The organism is Psychromonas sp. SR45-3 (assembly GCF_014163575.1).
Lineage (GTDB): Bacteria > Pseudomonadota > Gammaproteobacteria > Enterobacterales > Psychromonadaceae > Psychromonas > Psychromonas arctica.
Map to the genome: position 1 here is coordinate 53654 of NZ_JACJDP010000017.1, position 25818 is coordinate 79471.

Below are 25818 nucleotides of genomic sequence, written 5' to 3' on the forward strand. Positions count from 1 at the left end.
AATTAAGGTTGCGAATCTTTAGTTGTTAGCACTATTTTTAAAGTTAGAATTTTTTAATCCTCTTATATTTCCTTATATGTTAATCGTATTTTAAGCGGCTACTTTGTTTTGTTTCTTCATTAACAGGGGCAAGTTTCTTACTTTAAATTACTATGTGGTAGTAATTAATAGGAGCGTATAATAATTTATTGAACGATCGTTCTTATTTAGCTATATTGGTTACTACAAATACTCATTGTGATTATAAATTGTTATTTTTAAATTGAGTATGAGCTAAATATAGAGGTTGCTATGAGTAATAAAATTCAGATTGATATCGTCTCTGATGTTGTTTGTCCTTGGTGTGTTATTGGTTATAAAAACTTACAAAGAGCAATCGATGAGTTAGAGGTAGCAGATAAAGTTGAACTGCAATGGCAACCATTTGAGTTAAATCCTAATATGCCTGCAGAAGGGCAAGACTTAAGAGAGCATGTAGCAGAAAAATATGGCTCTTCAGAGGAAGAAAGTAGGCAGTCACGCCTTAACATTGCTCAACGTGGAGCTGAAGCGGGTTTCACATTTAATTTTTTTGACAAAATGAAGATAGTCAATACACGTGATGCACATGTATTACTTGAATATGCACATGAGCAAGGCAAGCAAACACAATTAAAATTACGTCTATTTAGTGCTGCTTTTACTGAGAAAAAAGATGTTTCTAATCGTGCCACGTTACTTGAAGAGGTTGCTCAAGTCGGTTTAGATGTAGAGCAAGCGAAGCAGCATCTAGAGAGTAAGACACAGCGTGAGCAAGTGATTGAACAAGAAGAATATTGGCAACGGTTAGGCATTTCTGCTGTGCCTGCAGTGGTCTTCAACCGCCGTAGTGCTTTATCTGGTGCGCAGCCCGTTGCAGCCTACAAACAAGCTTTAACTGAGTTATTAACCGAGCAACAACAGAACTAACATGCTGTTCGTAGTATTTATCAATGCAAATGTGTATTGATAGAGTGAGTAGTAACTTTAATCTAAAATGAAGGCCAATAAACTACCGATAGAATATTGGCCTTATTAGTGAATACAGGATTATAATAAATACTTAACTTGTTAGTTTCCTAGGTTCGCATCATAACCTTAACTTTCTGCACTAATTTGATCTCGTAATAAACGTTCAAACTTCTCCGCCGTCACTGGGGGACTAAAAAAATAGCCTTGCCCAAACTCACAGTCAAGACCTGTTAAGAATTGCATTTGCTTTTTATCTTCAATTCCTTCCGCAACGACTTTTAAGTTAAGCGCTTTAGCCATCGCAGTGATTGCTTTAACTAGTGACTGATCAGCCCTGTTATTGGTTAAGTTCATGATAAAAGCGCGATCAATTTTTAACTTAGTAAATGAAAATTTCTGCAAGTAACTCAGTGCGGAATAACCAGTGCCAAAATCATCAATACTCAGTTCGACCCCCATATTACGTAACGACTTCAGCATATCAAATAACTCGCCTTCTTGATTAATTAACAAACTTTCAGTTACTTCAACATCTAATTTTTCTGGTGGTAAACCGGTTGTTAATAAAACCTCCTGAATTTCTGCCAATAATGACTCACAATGTCTAAATTGTACGCTAGAAAAATTGATCGCAATTTGTAAGGGAGCAATTTTCTGCCATTCAGCTGCTTGGTGTGCTGCGGTATTTAAAGCAAAGCTACCTAACTGGTCAATTAAATCATTTTTTTCAGCCTGAGCAATAAACTCATCGGGTGGCACAAAACCCAGTTGACTATCTGTCCAGCGCATCAATGCTTCCGCCCCAATAATTTTTTGAGTGCTTAGGTCAATAAGCGGTTGATAGTACATTTCTAGGGTATTTTCTTTAAGTGCAGCGCGTAGACGAACGTTAATAGCTACCTTGCGGTTTACATCGTCATTCATCTTGGATTCAAAGAAGCTAAAGTTATTTCGACCTGTCTCTTTTACTTTGTAAAGTGCCATATCAGCACTTTTTAATAAGTTTTCTGCATCTGTCGCATCATCAGGAAAAACTGCTAAGCCAATACTGGTAGAGGTATGGAAGAGATGTTTATTCATTTTAAAAGGTTGGTCAAATAAATGTAAGACTTTAACGGCTAGCTCTTTAGCTTGTTCTAAATCTTGTAACTCATCAATGATCACCATGAACTCATCACCACTTAAACGTGCAACGGTATCTGTTTTACGAAGAGCTAGTTTTAGTCGCTTACCCGTTTCCTGTAAAATGATATCGCCAGCGGCGTGGCCCAAAGTGTCGTTAACTTGTTTAAAATTGTCTAGATCAATATACATGATTAAGACTTTTTTACGGCTACGTTGGCAATTATTGACGGCATCATTTAATTTTTGCAGGCTATAACTTCTATTTGGTAAGCCTGTTAATGAATCATGTGTGGCTTGAAAGGCTAGCTTTTCTTCAGATAGTTTTCGTTTACTAACCTCTTTTTCTAACTGTAAATTATGTGTTGAAAGTACTGTCTGTTGTTTTGTTGAATGATGGATTTGTGCTCGTAGTAGGCTATTTTTACGCTCGATATAAAACAAATAATACAAGCTAGAAAACACTGGAACAGCCAATAAAGAGAGTAATAAAACAAACCATTTAGAGGTGAATAAACTTTTATTATCAACACCCTCAACCCAAGCCTCTAGGGTGAAAGAGGTGTTTTCTACTTTTTTATTTAAATGAAAAGAATGTAAATGATCATCATGATCATTATCTAGATCGAAATCTTCTGGATTATTTAAGGAATCCCAAATAAATATGCTACCGTATTCACTTAATAATCGAATATAACTGCCAGTGCCTTGGTATTGCTGCGCATCGAGCAATGCAATGATAGGTGATTGATTATATTCGCCAATCATCATTGCAATTGGCTTATTTTGGAAATACACAGTAGTAGATAAACGCAGACTTAACTGATTTTGATACTTATTAATTAATAATTTTTGATCAACAGACTTTAATGCTGATAGGTCTATATTGCCGCGATTGAATCCTGTTTGCTGTGCGGTGTCGGCGATAATTGTGCCATCTAATGCTAATAATGTAATACGTGAAAAGTAAGGCGGACGTTTATCCTGATTTGGTTCTATACGCTCTGCAAGTAATTGTTGAACATTAAATAAACTGGCTCTTAAACCATAAGTCATTGACATTCCTGAGTTTTTGTTCGCATAAAAGGTGCTGATTGTTTTGTTTCTTGCAATAAAACTGAGACTACGGTTTGAAAGTTCAAAATAGTTGCTTAATAAATTGGCATAATGTTGTATTTTTAAATGCAGTTCATTATGTTGCGATTCTTGTAATTTTTTTTGTCCAACGTTAGTTACAGTTAAAATTAATAACAAGTAACCTGCTAACATAACACTACCAAATAATAGGCTATTTTTACTGGTTAACCATTTGCGAAGAATCATACTCATTGATGTTTTATCTTGAAAAAGTCAGGGTAAAAATTAAAGACGGAAGGGTAATATTTCTTAACTAATTGGTTATATTCACCATTTTTTTTCATTTCCTGTAGGTATTGATTAAAGGCGTCACGTAATTGTGGAGAGTCTTTGCGAAAAGCGACAGCCATTCTTTGGTCGTCTGAAACCGGGCCAATTACTTTTATTTCACCGGGCCATTTTTGTAGTGCTATTAACGTATCTGGTACATCAAGTAATGTACTTTCTGCATCATTGTTGAGAATAGCGGGTACCATTTCATTCAGTTTTAACTCTGTAATAGGCAATATAATATTTGCCTCAGTGTCGTATAAATTATATAAATCAGGATCGAGGCAAGTTTGTTTCATTGCTAAAACATCATGATTCTTTATCAGTTTTTTAACGGCAAGAATATCTTGTTGAATTATACCTGTAGGGGTGATGGGAATTAAGTCTGATTCAGCTTTAGCCACTAACCATACCGCTGATGGGAAATAATCGATAGAAAAATCAACAACCTCAGATCTCCATGGTAAAATGGTTGCCCCATTAGCAATAACGTCACCCTCTATTCCATGGTCAATTTGACCTCTTTGTAATTGATTATTAATGTAACTTGCACTTTTTCCTGTGAGTAAGGTAAATGCATTCGACCAACTTGCTTCAAGAAATTCATATTCAAGACCTAAGTGTTGAGCAAAACCTTGCATTAATTCGGCATCTAGCCCGCCTACAACAGTTTCATCACCCTCAATATATAGTGTAATAAAATTCGCATAGGGTACGCCGATATGTCTTAACACTCCCTCAGCTTTAATCTGCTCAAGATCTCTAGCGGTACTGACACTGCTATAAAAGTAAATTAGAAGAAACGCTATTAAACTACAAAGATATTTATGTTTTGTTAGGGTCATTAAATAGGCCTTATCGTGTAAAATTTTTTTATATCTAATATTAATGTTGAAAACTTACAGATTAAGCGCACTGGTTAAAATAAAAGGCTCGGAGCTAATGTTTTTAAAAACAGCACAACGGGTTATAACAATTTGTTTTGTCATTATTTATTTTTTCAGTGCCGTATGTGCTCGGTTAAGTTTTAAATGATGTATAACCAGTATAGACAGAAGTATTCAAACTTAAAGGTGAGATGTTGGAAGTATTAATTAATAATCATGCTCTCAAGCTGAGAAATACTGCATGTCTTTTTAGTTAAAAGCACTAAATCAACTAAAACAGTACTAGCTTGTGGTAGATCCGAAGGATATGTTCGCTGATAATTTATACTCGATGTTGATTGATAACGAAAATATGTAGTATAACCAAACCTCGCTACACCTCTCCAATTCACCAGGTATAAAAATCAGCAATCATTAACTTACTAGGAATATTAACTCATGCTGTATAGCACATGCTGCATCGCATTAATTAATCCATCTACGTCATTATGGTCATGGAATAGGTGAGTTGAAATTCTTAATGCATGGGTATCGACCGTATCACTTTGTTGTATTTTAAAATCAGTGGTACGAATAATGAACCCAGTTTGTTCGCGTAACCTATCTCTAAACTCAGTTAACGTTACTAAGTCGTTAACATCCTCAAAAGGATTAAAGCTGGTGATTGCACTAGCAAGTTGATCAATATCTGGTGAGTAGATAGCGGCACTTGGAAACGCTGTTTTTAATTGTTGTTTACAATATTTACTCAAAGATAATACGCGTGTTTCAATTGTATCTCGGCCAATTTCATCCCACATTTTACATGCATCGGCTAACGCTTGTTTGGCTGGATAGTTGTCATTGCCTATGTATTGTAGTTGTAGCTGTGTGCCTAAGTAATCTGCATGGCCTAATGATGAATTGATAAACCATAACGGGTTTTCGCGATCAGACCAGTACTGATCTAATCGTGTTGCACCATCTCGTACAAATAAGATACCCGTTGCACCTGGACCACATTGCCACTTATGCCCAGAGCCTGCATAAAAATCACAATCAATGTCATGAAAATCTAGATCCAGCATACCGATGCTATGTGCACCATCAATAAGTGTTGGAATTTGATTTGGAATGGCGACTTCTTGGCAGATTCGTTTTGCGGGTAAACGGGTACCAGTTTTGTAAGTGATATGCGAAAAAGTGATTAATCGTACTCTGCCTGCATATTGATTGGCTGCCAGTGCAAATAAATCAACAAACTGTTGCTCTGTAATACTATTATCACCAGTATCAACAGGAATATCTAAATAAATAACTTCCACACCATAACGTGCAGCAAGTACATGTAGTGGCGAATGTGCAGCAACATGTTCATGATGTGTAGTTAAGATCACGTCACCAGCTTCAAAATGTAAACCATTAAGAATGCTGCACATACCGTCAGTGGTATTTCGACTAAGTATAATTTCATTGGCATTTGCACCAAAGCCTGGTGCAATACTTGTTGTCATTTCTGTCACGTAGGGCCATGCACCAAATTTATTTTGCATATCCCACGGGTTTTTCGCCACGCTCAAATTATTTTCTTGGTAATTTTCTAATACACTTTTAGGCATAGAGCCGGTTGTGCCGATATTCATATAAGTTGTTTTTTTATCTAAAATAAATTCTTTTTGTACTTTTTTCCAACGCTTTTTCTGATGATGATTAGGCTTAAATTTAAATCCTTTTGCACTTGCTTGAGTAGGCAATAAGCTGGCTGTGATGCCGGCAGCGGCTATGCCTGTTGTGACTTTTAAAAAATGTCTTCTAGCGGGAGAAATCTTTTTAGTTTCAATCATTTTATGTCCTTTTTTAATGAAAGAATAAGAATAGTAGAGATTTTCAAAAAGTGATTAAATCTTAAAGAACATTTTTTACGCTTTAATTTTAAAGCTGAACGATTCATCGAAGGAGAGGTAAATTGAAGTGTGGGGTAAGTGGAGGAATGTTGAGTGTAAACATTTAAAAGTATGTTGGGTTGGATAATTAGTCTAGCTTTACGCTATATCAGAGATCATCACTTTAACCATATATCTTAAAAATAAAAAGTAAGATCTCCTTTTACTACTTAAGCGCGAATATGTTAATTCAACATTTTCTCATCATGCATTAAAAGGTTAAATGATCTGTAATATTTCATAATGTTGTTTTTTATCTGCAATGGTGATGGCAACTTCATCGTCTAACTGTTGATTAAATAATGCTCGGCCCATTGGAGATTGAGGAGTAATAACCAACACGGTATGTTGATCCCATTTTAATTTCATACCGCCTGCAACGGGGCATATCAATAAATATTTAGCTTGTTTTTGCTCATCGACCAGCACTATTAAAGCGCCTATTTCACCAATGGTTGACTTACTGGTGGGTAAATTAATGCAGGCATCGAGATCCGCTTGGCATTGTATAACTCGTTGTGATTGCCCCTGTGCTAAATAGGCAGCTTCTATCGCTAATGTATCATATCTACTCTCGGCAATATTTTCTTCACTGGTGGCGGCTTCATGTGCTTGCTTTGCTGCTAACTTGGCATTATTTAAAAGCTGTTGTAGATGCTTCATTAACTGTTGGTGTAATTGTACTTTATTCATATTATTTTGCTGCCAGACTGTAGGTTTGCTGATAGGGCGCATTATTAGTAACTACTTGTATAGGATCAAGTTGCAATTGAAATAACTGCTTAATGACTTTGCGCAGCCCCGTATAATGTTTGATATAAACCTTCTTCAACTAATAAATCTTGATGTGTCCCAGATTGGCTGACTTGTCCTTCTTCTAATACAAAAATAGTATCGGCTTGCTTGACGGCGGATAATCTGTGCGCAACGATCAAGGTTGTTCGGTTCACCAGAAAATCACTTAAAGCACAGTGTAATGCTGCTTCTGTTTGTGTATCTAATGCCGAGGTTGCTTCATCTAAAATCACTAATTGAGGATCTGTTAATACCATTCTTGCAATAGCAACACGTTGCCGTTGTCCCCCTGATAAACGTAATCCTTGTCGTCCTAGTGGGGTATCGAGACCCTCTGTAAGCTGAGTTTTAAGGTCACTTAGTTGTGCGATATCTAAAGCATGCCATAGTTGTTGATCACTATAGGTTAGACCTAATGATAAATTGTGACGCAGCGTATCGTTAAATAATACAGGTTGTTGTAATACCACTGATATATTATCGCGAATGATATCGAAACCAATGTCACTGCTATCTTCTCCATTGAATAGAATATGGCCGTTATTAGGTTGATAAACACCAATTAATAGCTGAATAAGTGTAGATTTTCCGCTTCCGCTTGCACCCACTAAGGCAATTTTTTTACCTGCAGGAATAGTTAAACTTAGATTATTTAATATTTGTTGTTCGTTGTCATATGCAAAGTCAACATTTTCAATGATCACTTCTGTTGCCTGTTTTTTAAGGAAAGGGTTTACTTTGCTGACCGGTCGTTGATCCTCTTCAATGAGCATTAAAGTATTGATTCGTTTCAAAGCTGCTGCGGCGCTGAACCAAGAAAACTGTATATTGAGCAACTCTTGAACGGGGGAGAGCATAAACCAGAGATAGCCAAATACCGCGAACATTTGTCCAATGGTTAAATCACTAAACAATACCATTAACATCGCGACAGCCCGAAATAACTCGAAACCTAATAAAAACAGTAAAAATGAGAAACGACTTGCCGCTTCACTTTTCCATGCATATTTATCTGCACTATAGCGAATATTGTTCGCTTGCTGTTTTAGTTGATGTAAAAAATCTTTTTCACGATTAGAGGCTCGTAATTGATAAATGCCATCAAGCGTTTCAATTAAACGGTTTTGAAATGCTTCAAAAGTTTGATTTTCAAGTTTTTTCAAATGTTTAACTTGTGCGCCTAATTTTCGAGAGCAATAAACTACCAGTGGATTTATCAATAAGATAAAAAGCCCTAAACGCCAATCAATCCATAATAAAATAATTGCAGTGCCAATAACGGTTAATAAGCTGACAATAAAGCGACTTAATGTGCTGCCTAGAAATTTATCAATGGTTTCAATATCTGTGATTAAATGTGAGTTAATGCCGCCACTACCACGTGTTTCATATTGGCGAATGCTAATTCTTCCTATCTTATCTAATAATTGCTGTCGAATTTCACAAGTAATAGTTTTAGAGACGAGTGTAAATTGGCGGCTTTGCAAAATATTCAATAACTGGCTAATGGTGCGCATTACAATAACTGCAAAAAAAATAGCCATGATATAGCTTGCAGGTTGTTGCCAATTTGTAGGTAAAAATTGGTTCATTAAGGCAACACCAGAGGCGGGTTGTTTTAATAATATTTCATCTACCATTAGCGGCATTAATAGGGGGATAGGCACACTAATTAAGGTCGCTAAAATAGCAATTATGTTTGCGATAATAAGACGTTTTTTATGTTGTTTAGCTTGTTTTATTAACCAAGGCCAATCTATTGTAGATGTTATATTCACATTGATAACCCTACTAGTTTATGAGCAGAAATGTTCGTTGCATTGATCGCTATATTAACCGCTTTATTCATCAATATACTGCTCAATATTCACTGTATCAATCTGTTTTGTATCTAAAAATTTATTCGCATATTGCAAATAAATACCGCTGCTTAAAAATAGTTTAAAAATATCCATATCAACATCTTGTTGCAATGCCATGTTATATAAAATATCAATGGCAACACTGAGGGGTTTGGCTTTTTTATAAGGTCTGTCGGTTGTTGTTAACGCTTCAAAAATATCGGCAATCACTAAAATACGTTCAGGAATTGATAAATCCTTGGCGCTTAGCTGACGAGGATAACCAGTTCCTTTTAGATTTTCTGAGTGTGTGGAGGCGTAACGAGGTACATTAGCAAGCTCAGGCGGAAAATGAAGGCTGTCTAATATTTTAATTGTGCTGGCTACGTTTTGATTGATTTTAAATCTATCTTCCACGGTCAACGTACCGCAGCTAATGGATAAATTATATAACTCACCTAAATTATAAAGGTGCTCAGGAACTTGCATTTTTATTGCAAACTTGGGGTCAAATTCAAGTTGATTATCTCGCTTGATAATATGTTCGCTTTTATCGCTTAATAATTTTTCTGTCACTGGTAATTTTTGTTTTTTACCGGTTAAGTTAAGCTCTTCAATCAAGGATAAACCTAATCTATCATCAAAATAGCGTAACCAGGTTTGCTCTGCAATTTTTTGTAAGCGTAAAGTATCTTGCGGCACCATAAAGGTATCGCCAATATTTGCTTTAGCGATAAACTCAAAATCTCGCATTAATTGCAGTTGCTGTTTTATTAATGCTTCTTTGAGTGGCTTATTTTGTTCAGGGTGCGCTCTGCTTTGTTGATAATAAGTGATCTCTGCATCGCGCCATAACACTTCAAAGCGCATCCGTATTTCATGAATTCGATTATAATTTGCTTCTAATTTAGTGCCTTTATTAATGATATGTTCAGGTGTGGTTATCTTACCTAAGTCATGTAACCAAGCCGCTAGATTGAATTCTTGCTGTTGATCTTCATTTTCAAATTTAAAGTCTGTAAAGGGTCCTAAGTTAGAGGCTTGTGCCGCTTTTGCGAGCATTAAACCAAGCTCAGGTACTCGATTGCAATGTCCCGCTGTATAAGGTGATTTTTCATCAATGGCTTGTGCAATGAGCTTAATAAAAGACTCCATCAATTGCTTCTGCTCAGTTTGATAAGTTTCAATAGAGAGGCTCATCTCAAGCAGTGACCGATCTAAATTTTGTATTTCACTGATGTTGCTGGTACTTGCTGTTAATTGTTTAAAGCGACGCATTTTCACTTTTTCAATATTTTGCTGTAACGCATTCAATGGATTAATAATTGATGAAGAAAATAGCCATAGAAAGGGTAACAATAATAGTAAGCACAGTAGGCTTAGCAACAGAATCATTATTAGTTGCTGTGTGTTCTCAGCCATTAATTGCTGTTTAGGGATAACTAATGCTAAATATTTATTCAGACCATTTATGTTGTTGATAGGAGTGATATAAACATAATAGGGTTGTTGATTCAAAGTGATCAGTATAAGTTGATTAAACTGCTGTTTTTGTTGTATTAACGGTATTAATGCAGGGTAGGGAGCTGTAGGTAATTGATGGCCATTACTAAATGCTTTATTAGCCTGATTTGATGCTATTAATTGACCCGATTGGGTAACAATATAAGCTTCATGGAATAAGCTATTGAGCTTGTTTTTACTACTTTTTTGATCTTTTGGTAAAGTTTCAGACAAGGTATTTAAAGTGATGTTTATACCTAATACTATATTAGTTTCAGGCACCTTTATCGAGTAGGTTTGGCCAAAAGTATTAGCATATGGGAAGAAGTAAGGTTTTGATTTTTTTACCGAGTTCATGATTGCATCCTGAAACCAAGGCTGCAGTGTTAAATCATAATTAGTTTCTTCCTGATATTGCTTACGTAAATTAAAGGAATGATCAAAGTAATAAAATGTTCGAATACGTTGCTCTTGCTGCCCATTAATTGAAATTAAAAGCCACCTGTCTGACGCCACACTTTGTGATGCAGGATCGTTGTATGTCGTATTTAAATCAACAAGCTGCTGCATATTGCCATTATCAAAACCAAAAGAGATACTATGGTAACCAGAGTTGTTGTGCATTAACTTGGTCAGTATCTGTAGTGCTTGTGGTGTGATTTTTTTATCCTCAGTTAAGTGAGTGAAATTGGCTAATAGCAAGCTGTCGCTGATTGCCTTTGAATTCTGTTGTTCAATGTATTTGCTGATCCTATTCGCTTCTGTTCGATATAACAGTTCGGTCGATTTTTGTAGGGTCGATTGGCTAAAGTAATATTGCAAAGCAAGTGTAATAGAGATCGCCAGTACAAATATAAAGATGGATACTTTAATGACGAGGGTACGGATAGAGCGCATCGGTTTTTGCGAAGCTTTAGACATAATTCATCCTGATTGTTAATACATAAGTCCATATTGTTAGACTGTTGGTTTATTTTATATTTTTGCTCTGATGTGTATTAATATCTATTAGAAGTTATTTAGTCGCTTGTAATATCAAGATGTTAATTGATATTTTGAGGATTTTTAAGACGTTTTAATGTTGCAGAGATCGGTAAAATAATGACTTGAACCATTGCAATCGGATTAACTAACCAATTTTAATGGTTAGCAGTCAAATACAGTTTGTTAACAAGACTAACAGGCTTATTTTTATTTGCCCGCTAGTCTTGTTTTATGGTCACTTTATTTCATTGTGATTAACTATCGTTGATGCGTATTTTGCCATTCTTTTGCTTTGTTAATTAATGGCACAATACTCGAGCCTTGTACAAGAATTGAAAATAATACAACACCGTATGTGATCACCAAAATAATCTCACGCACATCAATTTGTTTCTCTGGTAAAACCCAAACGCCAGCTGGAATAGCCATCGCCATAGCTAATGCTAATCCGCCTCGTAAACCACCCCAGGTTAAAATAATCACTGAATATGGGTTGTAACTACGAAATTGATTAAAACCTACATAACATAAACGAACGCTTAAATAACGCGCTAATAATACTAACGGGATAGTAATAAGCATGATGATCCAATCTTCACCATGGAAGCTAAATTCCAACATGCTTAAGCCAATTAACAAGAATAATATGCCGTTTAAAAATTCATCGACGAGTTCCCAAAAGTGATCGAGTTGTGCTTTACTCTCTTTAGAGAAACCATTTTTTCTAGTCCAATTGCCAATCATGATGCCAGCGACAACCATGGCGAGTGGACCCGATACTCCGATCATTTGGCCAAATACATATCCAGCAGTAGGGACACCAATTGTTAACAATAATTCCATAGCATGGTCATTAGTGGCACTAATTAAATAATGAAATAGTAAGCCAAGCGCAAAACCATACACAATACCGCCAATCGCCTCATGTAAAAACATCATTGAAACACTTTCTATGGATATTGGCTGACCAGAAAATGCAATACTAAATAAGGTAACAAAAATAACTAAACCAAAGCCGTCATTAAATAAAGACTCACCTTCAATTTGAGTCGATATACGTTGCGGTGCATCGAGTTTCTTTACAATAGCTAATACGGCAATCGGGTCCGTAGGTGAAATCAGCGAACCAAACAGTAGACAGTAAATAAGGTCAAAAGGAATACCGATTAATTGGCAAATAAAATACAGAGTAAAGCCAATAAAGAAAGTTGAAAACAACGTTGCCCCTAAAGCTAAAGCAGTAATCTCCCATTTCTGGTCTTTTAAGCTTTCCAATTTAATACCCAAGCCGCCCGCAAATAGTAAAAAACCTAATAACCCATTTAATAGAAAGTGCTCAAAATCTAATTTTGCAAGTTGTGTAATGGCGGTATCTTGTAATTGTGTAAACCCATTTTTACCTGCAACTACGATTAATAAAGAAAAAAGTAATGAACCTGCAGTAATCGCAATGGTTGTTTGCCATTTACCTAATTTACTATTAACAAATGCAATCAACATTGCAGCGGCGGCGAGGAAGCATAAAGTGGCGTAAACAGACATAAAATAACCCAGGGTAGAAATAAAGGCATAAATATAATGCGAATCAGTAGCAAATACTATGCTTAGTTCATTATTTTATATTTTGAATAAATATCAGTATCAGAACTACCTATTGCTTGGTGTTTTTCATGATAGAGAGCGATTAGATTTTACCTTAAAATTCGCTATTTTTTGGTCTTCCAATAACGACTTTCTCTCTGATGAATTGATCTTTTTAACTAAAATTTAATCTGAAAAATCAATGCTTGCTAGAAAGCTAGCGCGCTAATGGAAGCGAATTTAATCTCGCTGTGAGTATGAATGTGACCGCTATCAAGATTATTGTCCCCTAGGTTTAAGGGTGATGATGCGGTTAATTTAGTTTTGTGCGAGATCGACCATTGTAGTCGTAATAGATCCTCACTTTGATTGGCTTATTTAATACATTTTCAAAATGCGTTTTCAAGTTAAGAGACTGATCTATATGTATATAATTATTTTTTATGTATATGTTTGATTAACTGTTGATGTTTAAGTTCTTTTTATCACTACGATGCGCAGTATTATCTATTCCGCAAACAAGGACGTAGATAGTTTACAGGATGTAGACTCGATACGGATAGCAGGATACAACAGGATGTTGTAACACGGTGAATAAGGATTATTTATCGTATCAGGATGATGAAAGGAAACTTCAAGGATTGGAGTGAGATAAACCGGATGTTTATCGTTATGGAAAAGCAAGGACGACATTACAGGATGTAATAGGGACACCTTCCAGGGAAAGGGAGCTGTTAATAAACAGGATGTTTATTAAATAAGGATGTATCAAGGATGAAACCAGTAGGATACTGGATTGATAAACCGGATGTTTATCGTATATGGATATAAGCAAGGAAGAAACCAAAGGATTTGGGAAGTGGACGCCTAGTATGGCAGTAGTCAAAGGGATGTATTGCATGGAGCAATTTCTATCACGGATTTGATAGTGTGACTAAAATTAGGGCAGCTTAGGCTGCCCTTTCCTGTTTCTATAACCTGTTAAATGGACCCTGTTAATCTTTATATATCAGTGATTTACAAGCGGTAAATAACCTGTTTTTCTTCTTGTTAACTTTAACCTTTCATCGTGATTAATTTTATACTCATTCCTATTTTTAGATGATCCATGCATTGTTTGCCGCCTCTATTAGCTATTTCCTGAATCATTTTTTCCATTGATTAATAGCCATTCTAAACGTACTCTAAGTCATTTTTGAGAGATCTTAATATGAGCACTTTTGCCGCGGTAGAAATTCCTTTTAATTTTCGAAATACTTGTTGGTTTTGCGGCGAGCCAAGTGATAAAAAAATTAAGTTTCCTAAGCATGATTATGAAATTAATATTTTAGACCATCAGCCTCTCAGTCTGCCAAGTTGTAAAGAGTGTGCAAACATTGTTAAACGTTCGGCTTTCCCTTCCATTTACAGCTATCGCGATGCAATAAAACAAGCGCTTACTAGCAAACACCAAAAAGTATTAAGTATTGGGTCGAATTGGACAAAAAAAGAGCTTGAAGAGTCTGAATTAGAGGGAAGTGCGTTCGAAGGCTTTAAACGCAGTGCATGGCCAATGTTTGAAATGATGCAAGCTCGTATTAATTACCAAGGTTGGCCGCTGATCATTAATAACACGCCATTAGAAGCGAATAGTGATAACGATAGTTTTGAGTTTGACGGAGTTATTTATGTTTCATTAGATGATGCAGTAAATCATGCCGTTAAAACATTCTTTCTAGATGAAACATTATTCACACGAGTACTTAGTGTGTTAGGAAAAAATAAATTCAGCCAAGCCATTCGCTTGTGTCGGCTGTACCCCAACTTAACCGCTAAAACGCGAGAAGATGTATTTTTGGAAATATTAGATAGTATCGGCATTTGAATATCTTATTGTTCATTCAACTTAAAAGGTAATGCGCACATGAGTGATAAAAAGAAACCTACTGAAGAAGAGCTACAGCAATGGTTAGAGGCTGTGCATTTGAGTAGTTGTTGCAGTGACCCATTAACAAACGATGATATCGATGAAAAAGACAAAACTGAATTGAAAGCCTGTTCATTAGATAAAAAGAAAAATGACTGCCCGTGATGGTAAGCAAGTAGAAGAAATATTGTTAAGTGATTGCTTATTAAGTAATGACTTAGCAAGCAATTATTCATTAATTGATTGTTTTAATAAAATAGATCTTTATTTAACTCTGTTTATGCAATATTGGCAATACAATTTTGTTTGTTTTGAGTGAATACCTCACCTTCAATGGCACTACAGAGCTCACTGAGTTGTTACAAAGTCTTGATGACGGCCAATTAGCTGCTTACCAAAAATAACTACTCTACTGTACTCGCTATTAAAGCAAGCCATTCCTGAGTTATTGAATTTAGAAGCTAGTTTGTTTGAATTAAACAAGCTAAGCGATCATTTTGATGACGATATTCTATGTCGGTTTAAGCAAGGCATTAAAGGTAAAAATTGGACGCAGGTAGATTGCTTTCCTAACACTATAAAATGCTCATTACCGATTTTGGAGTGGTGTGCGGGAAAAGGTCATTTAGGGCTACTAATTCACCATAAAACAGGAGCAAAAGTAAGTTTTGTGACACCCAAATTACACCACGTAATTTACTGAGCCAAGCATCACGTAAATAACCCAATGCCGTTCAATAGCTGATCATGCTCGTCTAATTTTATTCATTAATAATACTAAAATTCCACCCAATAGCCCCCAAATAACCGAACTTAAACCCCACAATGAAATAGGGGATGCGGTGATTAATAACGTAAAAGTGGCGGCTTCATTAATGTATTTGTGCTCGCTATTGATACTTTGTTGCAAGCTATGTGTGATGGTGCCAAATAAAGCGATGCCTGCTAAAGCAAGGATCAGTGAGCTCGGCAATAATGCAAACCACGCCATAATATAAGCTGCAAATAAGCCTAACACTATATAAAAAATACCAGCCCAGAAGCTTGCCCAATAGCGTTTTTGTGGATCTTGATTAACTTCTTCAACCATACATAGCGAAGCACTAATTGCTGCTAAGTTAAGCGCATAGCCGCCAAAAGGAGCGGCAATGATATTAATTAATCCGCTAATAGACAAAATAGATTTGAGCGGAGGTCGATATCCAAAACTATGTAACATTGCAATGCCTGGTAAATTTTGAGCCGCCGTTGTAACAATAAATAATGGCAAACTAATAGCAACCACTACTGACCATGAAAAATCAGGTTGAATAAATTGCCATTCACTCCACTGCCATTCAATGGTTTTATTTTCAATAAGCTGCAATTGCCAGGCGAGAATAATGGCAACCAAGGTGACGATTAGCAGTGTCCACTGAGGTACAAAGCGCTTAGCTAATAGATAACTAAACAACATGGCAATAATCAAGTTCGGCTGTAAGTTGATTTGCTCAAAAACTGCAAAACCAAAAGACAGTAAAATACCGGCCAACATAGCGGAAGCTAGTTGTGAGGGTAACCATTTAAACAATTTATCTAAAGGAACCAATAACGGGAAAAGACAGAGCAAAACAGCACTAACGATAAAGCCTGCAATAGCTTGATTAAGTGTAAACCCTTGTACATTAGCAATTAACAAGGCCGCTCCAGGTGTCGACCAAGCAATTAAAATAGGAACTCGGTAATGCCATGATAGGAGCATACTCAAGCTCCCCATACTGACACCAAGTGCTAAAAACCAGCTCGCGACTAAGTTAGCATCTCCCCCTAAATTAATCACCGATTGATATATCAATGCCACTGAGCTAGAAAACCCAACAATCACGGCCATTAAACCTGCACTCATCGCTGCAATTATTGTATTGATGGGTTGCCAAACTATTTTCATAATATACCCTGTGCGTTATAACGTATTAATCTTCAAGTTAACATTGACCGTTATAACGCACAAGGAAAATATGTCGAACATAATTAATAAAACAGTAGCTGCACAATTAAAAAAAATTCGTGCAGAAAAAGCGTGGAGCTTAGAAAAAACAAGCCAAGTCTGCGGAGTCTCTAAAGCGATGTTAGGACAAATTGAGCGAGGAGAATCTAGCCCAACAGTGGCTAAACTATGGAAGATCGCAACAGGGTTTTCTTTGCCATTATCTTACTTCTTGCAACAGGAAAGCTTAGTCGCTGTTAACCATGATATTGATGCACAAGACAGTTATGAGTATATCGGAAATGCTAAGCAATTAAATAAGCCTATTAATACATTGGTTGAAAACTTTACCCAAGATAAAAGTATTAGTATTAATACTGTATTTACTTATGATATGGATACTGGAATAGAAGTTTTTGAATTAACTTTTGCTGTCGGTCACCAACAACAATCTGCCCCACATCAGCTAGGTGTTATCGAACACATTATTGTGACAACCGGTACCATGCAGTATTTTGTGGATCAGAAATGGACAACATTGAAAGTCGGTGATAAAGCGAAGTTTTGTGCGGATAAAGTACATATATATCGTAATATTGGTGATATTCCGCTGCGTTTTCTTAATATTATTCATTATCCTAAGTGACTTAGTGTTAAATTTATAATCGGTGTTGACAGGTTTTTCAATATCAAAAATGGGTTGTCTATTTTGTAAAAAATCAGGAATTAATTGGCAATGAATATAGTAAAACAATTATTGATTATTTGTATCGGGCTAAGTATGTGCATCGTTGTGCAGGCTGACCAAGCGCAACGCGTGAGCCAAAAAGAAGCAACGCTAGCGTTACAGTTTTTAAAAGACGAGAATATTCATCTTATTAAAAAGTTCTGTAAACCCTGTGGTGACCAATTACCGCAGAACGTGTTGATCGACACAGTAGCAATACAGGATGCGCATTATAAAGGTTTATGGGAATTAGTGATTAATGGCCAAGCCATTGATCTTGCTTATTATTATTTGCCAACACAAGACCGTTGGAAAAATTTTGCAAGGGTTGTCGATATTTATGTCGATGATATGCCAAAATATTTAGAAAGCAGTGAACTGCAGCTAAAAACTGAGGGTGCTGAAGGTTGGTATATTGATAAAGAGAGAAAGATAATCAGTAATAAAGAGCTAACAGTCGGTTCGCTTATGGCGTTGTTAGGTCGAGGGCAGCATAAGAAGCTCAGTGTCTTTTTTCAAGCTACGGATAAGCTAGCTTGCGAAGATGAATCGTTAAAAGATAATAAAAGTTTTCCGATGTACCTTAATGGGACCTTGGTAAAGTTCAAACAACAGTGTAACGGTGATGTATTAACTTTTTTTGCAGAGACTGAAGCGGGTAACGATTTTGTGCTAGAACAGTTTATCCAAGAGTCTGAAATAAAGTTAAGCCCTTATGCTACACAGGATGCTTTTGTTTTTACTAATAAAGGTTTCGAAAAGTTATATAAACGCGCGCTTTTAATCGCACGTTAAAGCTCAACAGACCCTAATACTCTATGAATTTGCAGAAGGTACAGAATGACAAAGGTTAGTATTTATTATTTAGAAATGAAGCAGGCGAAGCAGCTTAAACCCAAACAGCCAATTCCTGGACTAACCATTACCGAAGCAGAAATTAAGAATTATCGTGTTAACCGGTTTTTATATTCATTCGTGGGTGAGCAATGGCAATGGTTCGATAAGCTTAATGATACAGAACAAACTTGGAAAGCTTATGCTGAACGTGAGGAATTACGTACTTGGGTCGCTTATTATCAAGGTAGTATTGTTGGATATTTTGAGCTTGAGATAGGCGAACAGCAAGCAGTAGAGATTAAATATTTTGGGTTAGCACCTGAATTTATCGGCCAAGGTTTTGGTGGATATTTATTAACTTATGCTATTCAGCAGGCTTGGACAGTATGCCATGCAAAGCGTGTTTGGGTTCATACCTGTAGTTTAGATCATCCAAGTGCACTGGCTAATTATAAGGCAAGAGGATTAGCTTTATATCAACAAAAACAGGAGTAGGTGCCGTGATAGAAAGTCATTAATAGACTTTAATTTTTGATCGCAGCATTATGCCTATAAAAATTACTATAGTAGCTGAAATACACTGGTGGTAGGATGCCTACTTTTTTAGAGGCGAACTATGCCAGCGGGTTTATGCTTTTTAATCGCTACCTTTTTATGGGGTAGCTCATTTGTTGCTTTGAAAGCGGCAATTGATATTTATCCACCTTCCTTTGTTATATTTTTGCGGATGTTAATTACTCTCCTCATTTGCTTTTGTTTAAAGCCTTGGATTAAACGCTTTAAGTATCAACAAGGTGACTGGAAGTGGTTATTAATGATGTCTTTAGCAGAACCTTGCTTATATTTTTTGTTTGAAGGTTATGCCATGCAATATACCTCTGCCTCGCAAGCCGGTATTATCGTTTCATGCTTACCTTTAATGGTCGCTTTTTTTGCTTTTTTTCTGATCCAAGAAAAGCTCAGTAAGCAAATTATCATCGGATTTGGATTGTGTATTACGGGCAGTATTTTATTGAGCCTCGTTTCGCCTAATACAGATCATGCCCCTAATCCTTTATTAGGTAATACCTTAGAATTTATTGCGATAGTGTGTGCTGCATTTTATGTTGTTAGCATGAAACACTTATTGAATCGATATTCAGCGTTGTCTTTAATCGCTTTACAAGGTTTATCTGGTACGCTGTTCTTCGCTCCGTTTTTATTATTCATTGAGTTGCCGGTAAAACATGATGTTAATGCGTTATTAAATATTCTTTATTTAGGCTCTGCAGTGACTTTAGGCGCCTATGGCATGTATAACTATGCATTGGCACGATCTTCGGTATTAACCGCTGCTGCTTATTCTAATTTAGTTCCTATTTTTGCATTGTTATTGTCTGCACTATTATTGAATGAAATATTAACTGTTTGGCAGTGGGCGAGTATTGCTGTTGTCTTTATTGGCATTCTAATCAGCAAACGCCATGCTTACGTATAACATGTTAACCTAACCTTATATGCTAGTGAGTAAATATTCTGTTCGCATGTAAATGGTAGTTGGTGTTTACATCTTTTTAAGGGATAGATTTCTATGAATTATCTGGCTCATCTGCATATCGCAGAGGTTACGAATACCAGTTTTAGTGGTAATTTCCTAGGAGATTTTGTCAAAGGAAATCCTGAAGGCTTGTTCCCTAAAGAGATTGTTGAGGGGATTAGATTGCATCGTTATGTTGATAGTTTTACAGACAAACATACCCAAGTACTTGCTGCCAAATTGTTATTTCCTCAATCATTGCGTCGATATGCCCCCATTGCATTAGATATGTTTTGGGACCATTTCCTGGCTCGATATTGGTCGACTTTCCATGCTTTATCTTTAGCTGAATTTTGCCAATTGGCAGAGCAAAATATTATTAAAGAAACAAATATTAAAGACGTATCGCTACCGGAACGGTTTTGCCGTGTTAATCATTGGGTTTGGCAAGATAAATGGCTTGAGTCGTATCAAAAAATTTCTAATATTGACTATGCCTTACAACGTATGGCAACACGCAGTGAACGAATGGCTCCTTTAGCTGAGACGGGCAAAATTTTAAATGAACATTACAACCAACTCAGTGATATTTTCTTTGAATTATATGCACATGTTTTGCAAGCGAGTGATGAGTTTGTGGCTGATTATCGAAATTAACAGCATTGAGGATCTTACAATAGAGCTTGGAATAAACACAAAAGGAGACTAAATAGTCTCCTTTTGTTCATTTATTAACTAATAAAGTTATTTTATTTTTCAGTAAATAAATGCTTAATATTTTGGAAGTCACCTTTACCTTCAGTGATCTCTTCAATTGATAAACCCGATACTTCATGTGGAAAAACTAACCATTCTTCAGATTCATGAATATAATAATCCGGCACCATGTCAACGGCTTTATTTTTAGGCTTGTAATAAGGTGTTGCAATACGTACATCACGTGGCATGTTTAAACGCATCACCTCATTTAATTTTTCTGTCAATGCAACAACACTGCGGCCAGAGTCAAAAACATCATCAACGATTAATAAACCATCGTCAGCATTGGCATTTTCAATGATGTAATGTAAACCATGTACTTTAATGGTTTTGCTTTGCTTACCAATACCATAATAAGAAGAAGTACGTACTGCGATATGATCTGTTTCTACTTTTTTGTAGTCAAAGAATTCTTGAACTGCAATACCAATTGGGGCACCACCACGCCAAATACCAACAATAAACTGCGGGCGAAAGCCGCTATCGTATACTTGTGCAGCAAGACGAAATGAGTCTTCAAGTAATTGTTGTGCAGTGATAAAGACTTTGTCAGACATATCATTTTCCTCTGGAATTAATTTAGTCGCGCAGTTTAAACTAAAAAAGGCTTCCGTGCACAATTTGCTCAATAAAAATAATGATCGAAAGTAACTTTAAAGTAGATTCTAGGATTTAACGCGATACTTACAATAAATTATGCCATTTGGTGGAAGGTTGTTTATTGATCTTAGCTCAAGTAATACCGATTGTACTGATATTTGATGCTCTACTAAGTCCGCTAAATAGCCGGTCCATCTTATTGGTTAAAATCTATCACTTGTACATGAAACTGATTTATTTTTCCTGTCCCATATTTGATTTCATCTTTAATGGAATTGCTCTTAATCAGTAAAAAGTGCAGATAAATGGACGAGATTGAATAATTAACTATTTTCAGCGTAGCGTTTATCTGCAGTTGTATTTTTTATTCGTTAACTTGGTTAACACTGGTAATATCAGAAGCAAGATCTCTTAAATTATCGAGCGTAGTTTGAGCGATACTAGTGAGTGCTTCTTTTGTTAAAAATGCTTGGTGTCCGGTAAAAATAACATTATGGCAAGCAGACAGACGTCGGAATATATCATCGGTAATGATTTCACTAGAATGATCATTAAAGAATAAATGTTCTTCTTCTTCATATACATCTAAGCCTAAACCGCCAATACGACCTGATTTTAAAGCTTCAATAGCATCATGGGCATTTAACAATCCACCGCGACTGGTATTGATAATCGTCACACCATCTTTCATCAACGCAAAAGTATCTTTATTTAATAAATGTTTATTGTCACTGGTTAATGGGCAATGCAAGCTGATCACATCGCTATTTGAAAATAGAGTCTTTAGGTCAACGTACTCTGCACCTAATGCTGTTGCATGTTCTGATGGGTAAGGGTCTGAAGCTAATATACGACAACCAAAACCTTTAAAGATCGCCATGGTGGCGACCCCTATTTTACCCGTGCCGATAATACCGATTGTTTTACCATGTAAATTAAAGCCTACTAGCCCCTCTAAAGAGAAATTAGCATCACGCGTACGTTGGTAAGCTTTGTGTGTTCGGCGGTTAAGTGTCATTAATAAAGCGATAGCATGTTCTGCAACAGCTTCTGGAGAATATGCTGGAACACGTACAATCGTGAATCCTAGGGATTTAGCACAAAATAAATCGATGTTATTAAAACCTGCGCAGCGCATGGCAATATATTTAATACCTAATGCATGCAATTGCTTTAAAACCGGCTCACTCAAATCATCATTTACAAAAGCACAAATAGCATCAAAGCCAGAAGCCAACGCGACGGTTTGCAAGTTGAGCTGAGTATCGAAAAAGTTGATGCTAATCGGAGCTGAAATTAATGGCTTAAAGTGTTGAATATCATAACTGCGAGAACTGAACATGGCGACTTTCATAAAGGTGGCTCCCTATTAAATACTATTGCTGGAATGGCGTTGTTGTTTTCTGCAACCAAGATAGCAATGCATAATGTTTTATTGGTGAACTGAGTTCACAAAGAAATATTTGATCATCGTCTCATTTTATCACTAAGCTTAAGTAATACCAATCGACCTAACAGCCTGATCATATAAAGAAAGGCTGTATCGATATTAATTAATGATGTTGCCGAGCTTATTAATTTCAATGAATTTAATTATTTGCTAATAAGTGCAATAAATTTAGCGTTATTATGGTCAACTAGGAGCATGGTAGTGAACCTTTTATGCTTAAGTCAGCCATAAACCAATATGTAATTTTGCTCGAACTTTTAACTTAATGAATCATTAGGTTGTGTTGTGTATTTTCTCGGAGTATTCATGCCCACTGTTAAACGTTATTTTTTGTTATTATTCTCTCTTTGTATTTTTTCCATTAATGCATTAGCACTGGCGCCTGAAACAGGATGGATAAGTAATCTTAATCATCTTCCTGTCAAAGTTAATTTACAGCTCACTGGTCAAGCTCAACAAAATACAGCCAATGCATTGTTAAATGTAAATCTCGATCCAGATTGGAAAACCTATTGGCGATCACCTGGTGAAGGTGGCGTTGCACCTACTTTTGAGTGGGAAGCTGAATCGACTAATATAAAAGCATTCGACTGGTCTTGGCCTACTCCAAAACGCTATCCTGTACTAGGTGTTGAGACTGTGGGGTATAAAGATAAAATTCACTTTCCTCTGCATATTACTGTTAACGATCCCGAACAACCTAGTCGTTTAAAGGGGACGCTGACATTAGCTTCATGTACCACAATTTGTGTATTAACAGATTATAATGTAGATCTGCGTTTTGATTTGGCTCAATTGAGCATCAATGAAGACATTGCTTTTGCTTATGCTCAGGCTGTAAGTAGTGTGCCTATCCTCGTAGACCAAAGTGCCATTGATACACAAAAAAATAATGCGAATATTACGCATATCACTAGTTCTTGGGATCAGTTCAATCAACAAGTGGTCGTACAGCTATCTCATCAAATAGGTTGGCAGCAACCCGATCTTTTCATTGATAGTAGCGACGCTGAACTAGACAATGTGTTTTTTTCTAAGCCTACTATCTCAGTGTCTGAGAAACAGGTTACTGCGACTTTTGCCGTAAGCAGTTGGGGAGGAGAAGTTGATTTAAGTAATGCCAATGTGAATATCACGGTGGTAGACGATAGTGTTGCTGTTGAAGTTGCGACCACATTAGGGAAGCAAATTATTTCAACTAATGAAGAGTCCATTGCATCGATTTTCTTGATTGCATTATTGGGTGGGTTAATTCTCAATATCATGCCCTGCGTATTACCGGTATTAGGTATGAAGCTAAGCTCCGTGTTAGGGGTCGAAGCCAGTCAACGAGGAAAAGTGCGTAAACAATTTTTAGCCTCTAGTGCGGGTATTATTAGCTCTTTTTGGCTGCTAGCTGCTTTCTTACTCGTTCTTAAGTTGTCAGGTGAAGCATTAGGTTGGGGTATTCAATTCCAAAGTCCTTACTTTATTATTTTTATGATTATCGTGACTGCCTTGTTTACCGCCAATATGCTAGGTTTATTTGAAATCCAACTACCTTCTTCGATGCAGACTTGGTTAGCGAAAAAAGGTGGAAACTCTTATCTTGGACACTATCTACAAGGTATGTTTGCTACCTTATTAGCGACTCCTTGTTCGGCCCCTTTCTTAGGGACTGCGGTAGCGTTTGCCTTAGGCGCGAGTGCTTGGCAGCTATTTGCAGTCTTTACCGCCTTAGGGATGGGGATGGCATTACCTTGGTTATTAATTGCTTTATTTCCTAGCATCGCATTATTAATGCCTAAACCAGGTAAATGGATGGGAACAGTTAAAAATGTGTTTGGTGTGTTAATTTTAGCCACTTGTTTATGGTTAGTGAGCCTACTAAGTAGCTTTATTAGCGTGTTTTATACTGTTTTAGTTGCATTGTTAGTATTGCTTTTATTGGCTGTCTTGATTATTAAAAAGCATGGTAAACGTATCTTTTTTATTATCTTCAGCATTTTTATGATGGTCGTTTCTGTTGTATTAATTGTTGGGAGCTTAACTGCTAAACATTGGGCCAATCCTTTACAGGATGAAATTAGTTGGGTGCCATTAGATGCACAAGTTATTCAACAGCAGGTTGATCAAGGTAACGTTATTTTTGTGGATGTCACTGCAAAATGGTGTGTCACTTGTAAAGCTAATAAAATAGGGGTTTTATTGCAAGATCCAGTGTATAGCGCATTACAAGAAAGGGGAGTGATCGCAATGAGTGGAGATTGGACTGTGCGATCGGACTCTGTCACTGCGTATTTACAATCATTTGGGCGCTATGGTGTACCTTTTAATATTGTTTATGGGCCTGCCGCGCCAAACGGTATTGAGTTATCGACCATTTTAAATAGCGAAGATGTCATTAATGCTATGCAACAAGCAAAAGGGCAATAGGGTGACAGAGAAGAAGCTCAAAAGAACATGGTTGTCACGACTTAAAACCGTGACAATGTATGGGCTTTTTATACTCGCGGTGGGTTGGGGAGCTGACTTCTGGCGAGCTCAGTCAATTGTTTCAGGAAAAGCACCTGAGTTAGTTGCAATGAGTATCCAAGGAAAACAAGTCGACTTAATAGCGATGAGTCAAGACAAGCCAGTATTGGTTTATTTCTGGGCAACTTGGTGTAGTGTTTGTAGCACTGTTTCACCTTCAGTTGATTTTGTGAGTGGCAATATGCAAGTTGTTACCGTTGCATTAAACTCAGGCGACGATAAGCGTATTCAGCAATACATGAGTTCAAAAGATTATGACTTTACTGTGCTTAATGACGCTACAGGATTAATTGGACGCGCATGGGGGATTAGTTTGACGTCAACCTTGATGGTGATAGATAAGGGGCAAATTACTTCTGTGACAACCGGGTTTACTAGCCCCTTTGGCATGTGGGCGAGAATGTTATTAAGTTAAGCCTTTCAAATTCAGCCTTTCTTAGATTCAAATAATAAAAAACTAACATTAATCAGTTATTAATTAATGTTAGTTTTAAGTTTTAAGTTTTAAGTT

The 25818-nt window shown here is 36.5% G+C and carries 20 protein-coding genes; 10 read left to right on the forward strand and 10 right to left on the reverse strand.

The genetic code is table 11. The annotated features are described in order from the left end of the window. The first annotated feature begins 291 nt into the window (after positions 1-291). Positions 292-948 carry a DsbA family oxidoreductase gene (locus tag H5084_RS10855; RefSeq protein ID WP_182690460.1) on the forward strand — a complete coding sequence of 219 codons (657 nt, stop codon included), beginning with the start codon at positions 292-294 and terminating at the stop codon, positions 946-948. Positions 949-1116: 168 nt separating this feature from the next. Here H5084_RS10855 and H5084_RS10860 read toward each other — a convergent pair whose 3' ends face one another. The 7 genes from H5084_RS10860 to H5084_RS10890 all read right to left on the reverse strand — a co-directional run bounded on the left by H5084_RS10860 (position 1117) and on the right by H5084_RS10890 (position 12993). After that, positions 1117-3441, reverse strand: a complete 2325-nt coding sequence (locus tag H5084_RS10860; protein WP_259396759.1) for a bifunctional diguanylate cyclase/phosphodiesterase — start codon at positions 3439-3441, stop codon at positions 1117-1119. Beyond that, a complete protein-coding gene (locus H5084_RS10865) occupies positions 3438-4364 on the reverse strand; it encodes a transporter substrate-binding domain-containing protein (protein ID WP_028867827.1) in 927 nt (308 codons plus the stop codon). The genes H5084_RS10860 and H5084_RS10865 overlap by 4 nt, the downstream gene beginning before the upstream one ends. Before the next feature lie 473 nt (positions 4365-4837). Then, the gene (locus H5084_RS10870) at positions 4838-6229 is read right to left on the reverse strand and encodes an aminotransferase class V-fold PLP-dependent enzyme (protein ID WP_182690461.1); all 1392 of its coding nucleotides are present in this window, start codon (positions 6227-6229) and stop codon (positions 4838-4840) included. 318 nt (positions 6230-6547) lie between these two features. After that, entirely contained in the window at positions 6548-7021 is a 474-nt protein-coding gene (locus H5084_RS10875; RefSeq protein WP_182690462.1) for a GreA/GreB family elongation factor, read from the reverse strand. An 89-nt stretch (positions 7022-7110) separates the two neighbouring features. Continuing rightward, a complete protein-coding gene (locus tag H5084_RS10880) occupies positions 7111-8901 on the reverse strand; it encodes an ABC transporter ATP-binding protein (RefSeq protein ID WP_310735751.1) in 1791 nt (596 codons plus the stop codon). 63 nt (positions 8902-8964) lie between these two features. Next, complete coding sequence (locus H5084_RS10885) at positions 8965-11388, reverse strand: HD domain-containing phosphohydrolase (RefSeq protein WP_182690463.1); 2424 nt, start codon at positions 11386-11388, stop codon at positions 8965-8967. A 321-nt stretch (positions 11389-11709) separates the two neighbouring features. Beyond that, entirely contained in the window at positions 11710-12993 is a 1284-nt protein-coding gene (locus H5084_RS10890; RefSeq protein WP_182690464.1) for a sodium:proton antiporter, read from the reverse strand. A gap of 1249 nt (positions 12994-14242) precedes the next feature. Here H5084_RS10890 and H5084_RS10895 point away from each other — a divergent pair. Further along, on the forward strand, positions 14243-14896 hold the full coding sequence (locus H5084_RS10895) for a hypothetical protein (protein WP_182690465.1): 654 nt from the start codon (positions 14243-14245) through the stop codon (positions 14894-14896). A 39-nt stretch (positions 14897-14935) separates the two neighbouring features. Beyond that, on the forward strand, positions 14936-15103 hold the full coding sequence (locus H5084_RS10900; protein WP_182690466.1) for a hypothetical protein: 168 nt from the start codon (positions 14936-14938) through the stop codon (positions 15101-15103). A 580-nt stretch (positions 15104-15683) separates the two neighbouring features. Here H5084_RS10900 and H5084_RS10905 read toward each other — a convergent pair. Next, entirely contained in the window at positions 15684-16865 is a 1182-nt protein-coding gene (locus tag H5084_RS10905) for a benzoate/H(+) symporter BenE family transporter (protein WP_182690467.1), read from the reverse strand. A 70-nt stretch (positions 16866-16935) separates the two neighbouring features. Between H5084_RS10905 and H5084_RS10910 the strand changes: the two genes are divergently transcribed. The 5 genes from H5084_RS10910 to H5084_RS10930 all read left to right on the forward strand — a co-directional run bounded on the left by H5084_RS10910 (position 16936) and on the right by H5084_RS10930 (position 20641). Next, positions 16936-17550 (forward strand): helix-turn-helix domain-containing protein, encoded by a 615-nt coding sequence (locus tag H5084_RS10910; RefSeq protein WP_037070934.1) that lies wholly within the window; start codon positions 16936-16938, stop codon positions 17548-17550. A gap of 90 nt (positions 17551-17640) precedes the next feature. Then, the gene (locus H5084_RS10915; protein ID WP_182690468.1) at positions 17641-18426 is read left to right on the forward strand and encodes a hypothetical protein; all 786 of its coding nucleotides are present in this window, start codon (positions 17641-17643) and stop codon (positions 18424-18426) included. A gap of 45 nt (positions 18427-18471) precedes the next feature. Then, positions 18472-18963 carry a GNAT family N-acetyltransferase gene (locus tag H5084_RS10920; protein WP_028867817.1) on the forward strand — a complete coding sequence of 164 codons (492 nt, stop codon included), beginning with the start codon at positions 18472-18474 and terminating at the stop codon, positions 18961-18963. Between the two features lie 121 nt (positions 18964-19084). Beyond that, positions 19085-19945 carry a DMT family transporter gene (locus H5084_RS10925; RefSeq protein WP_182690469.1) on the forward strand — a complete coding sequence of 287 codons (861 nt, stop codon included), beginning with the start codon at positions 19085-19087 and terminating at the stop codon, positions 19943-19945. Between the two features lie 93 nt (positions 19946-20038). Further along, on the forward strand, positions 20039-20641 hold the full coding sequence (locus tag H5084_RS10930; protein WP_182690470.1) for an ACP phosphodiesterase: 603 nt from the start codon (positions 20039-20041) through the stop codon (positions 20639-20641). 92 nt (positions 20642-20733) lie between these two features. On the opposite strand, the gene H5084_RS10935 is transcribed toward H5084_RS10930, so the two are convergent. Then, positions 20734-21300: a phosphoribosyltransferase gene (locus H5084_RS10935; RefSeq protein ID WP_028867815.1), complete on the reverse strand. Its 567-nt coding sequence runs from the start codon at positions 21298-21300 to the stop codon at positions 20734-20736. Between the two features lie 407 nt (positions 21301-21707). After that, positions 21708-22697, reverse strand: coding sequence for a 2-hydroxyacid dehydrogenase (locus tag H5084_RS10940; protein ID WP_028867814.1), 990 nt, complete (start codon positions 22695-22697; stop codon positions 21708-21710). Between the two features lie 402 nt (positions 22698-23099). Here H5084_RS10940 and H5084_RS10945 point away from each other — a divergent pair, with 402 nt between their 5' ends. Continuing rightward, the gene (locus tag H5084_RS10945) at positions 23100-25208 is read left to right on the forward strand and encodes a protein-disulfide reductase DsbD (protein WP_182690471.1); all 2109 of its coding nucleotides are present in this window, start codon (positions 23100-23102) and stop codon (positions 25206-25208) included. A 1-nt stretch (position 25209) separates the two neighbouring features. After that, on the forward strand, positions 25210-25722 hold the full coding sequence (locus H5084_RS10950) for a protein disulfide oxidoreductase (RefSeq protein ID WP_310735752.1): 513 nt from the start codon (positions 25210-25212) through the stop codon (positions 25720-25722). Positions 25723-25818: the final 96 nt, after the last annotated feature.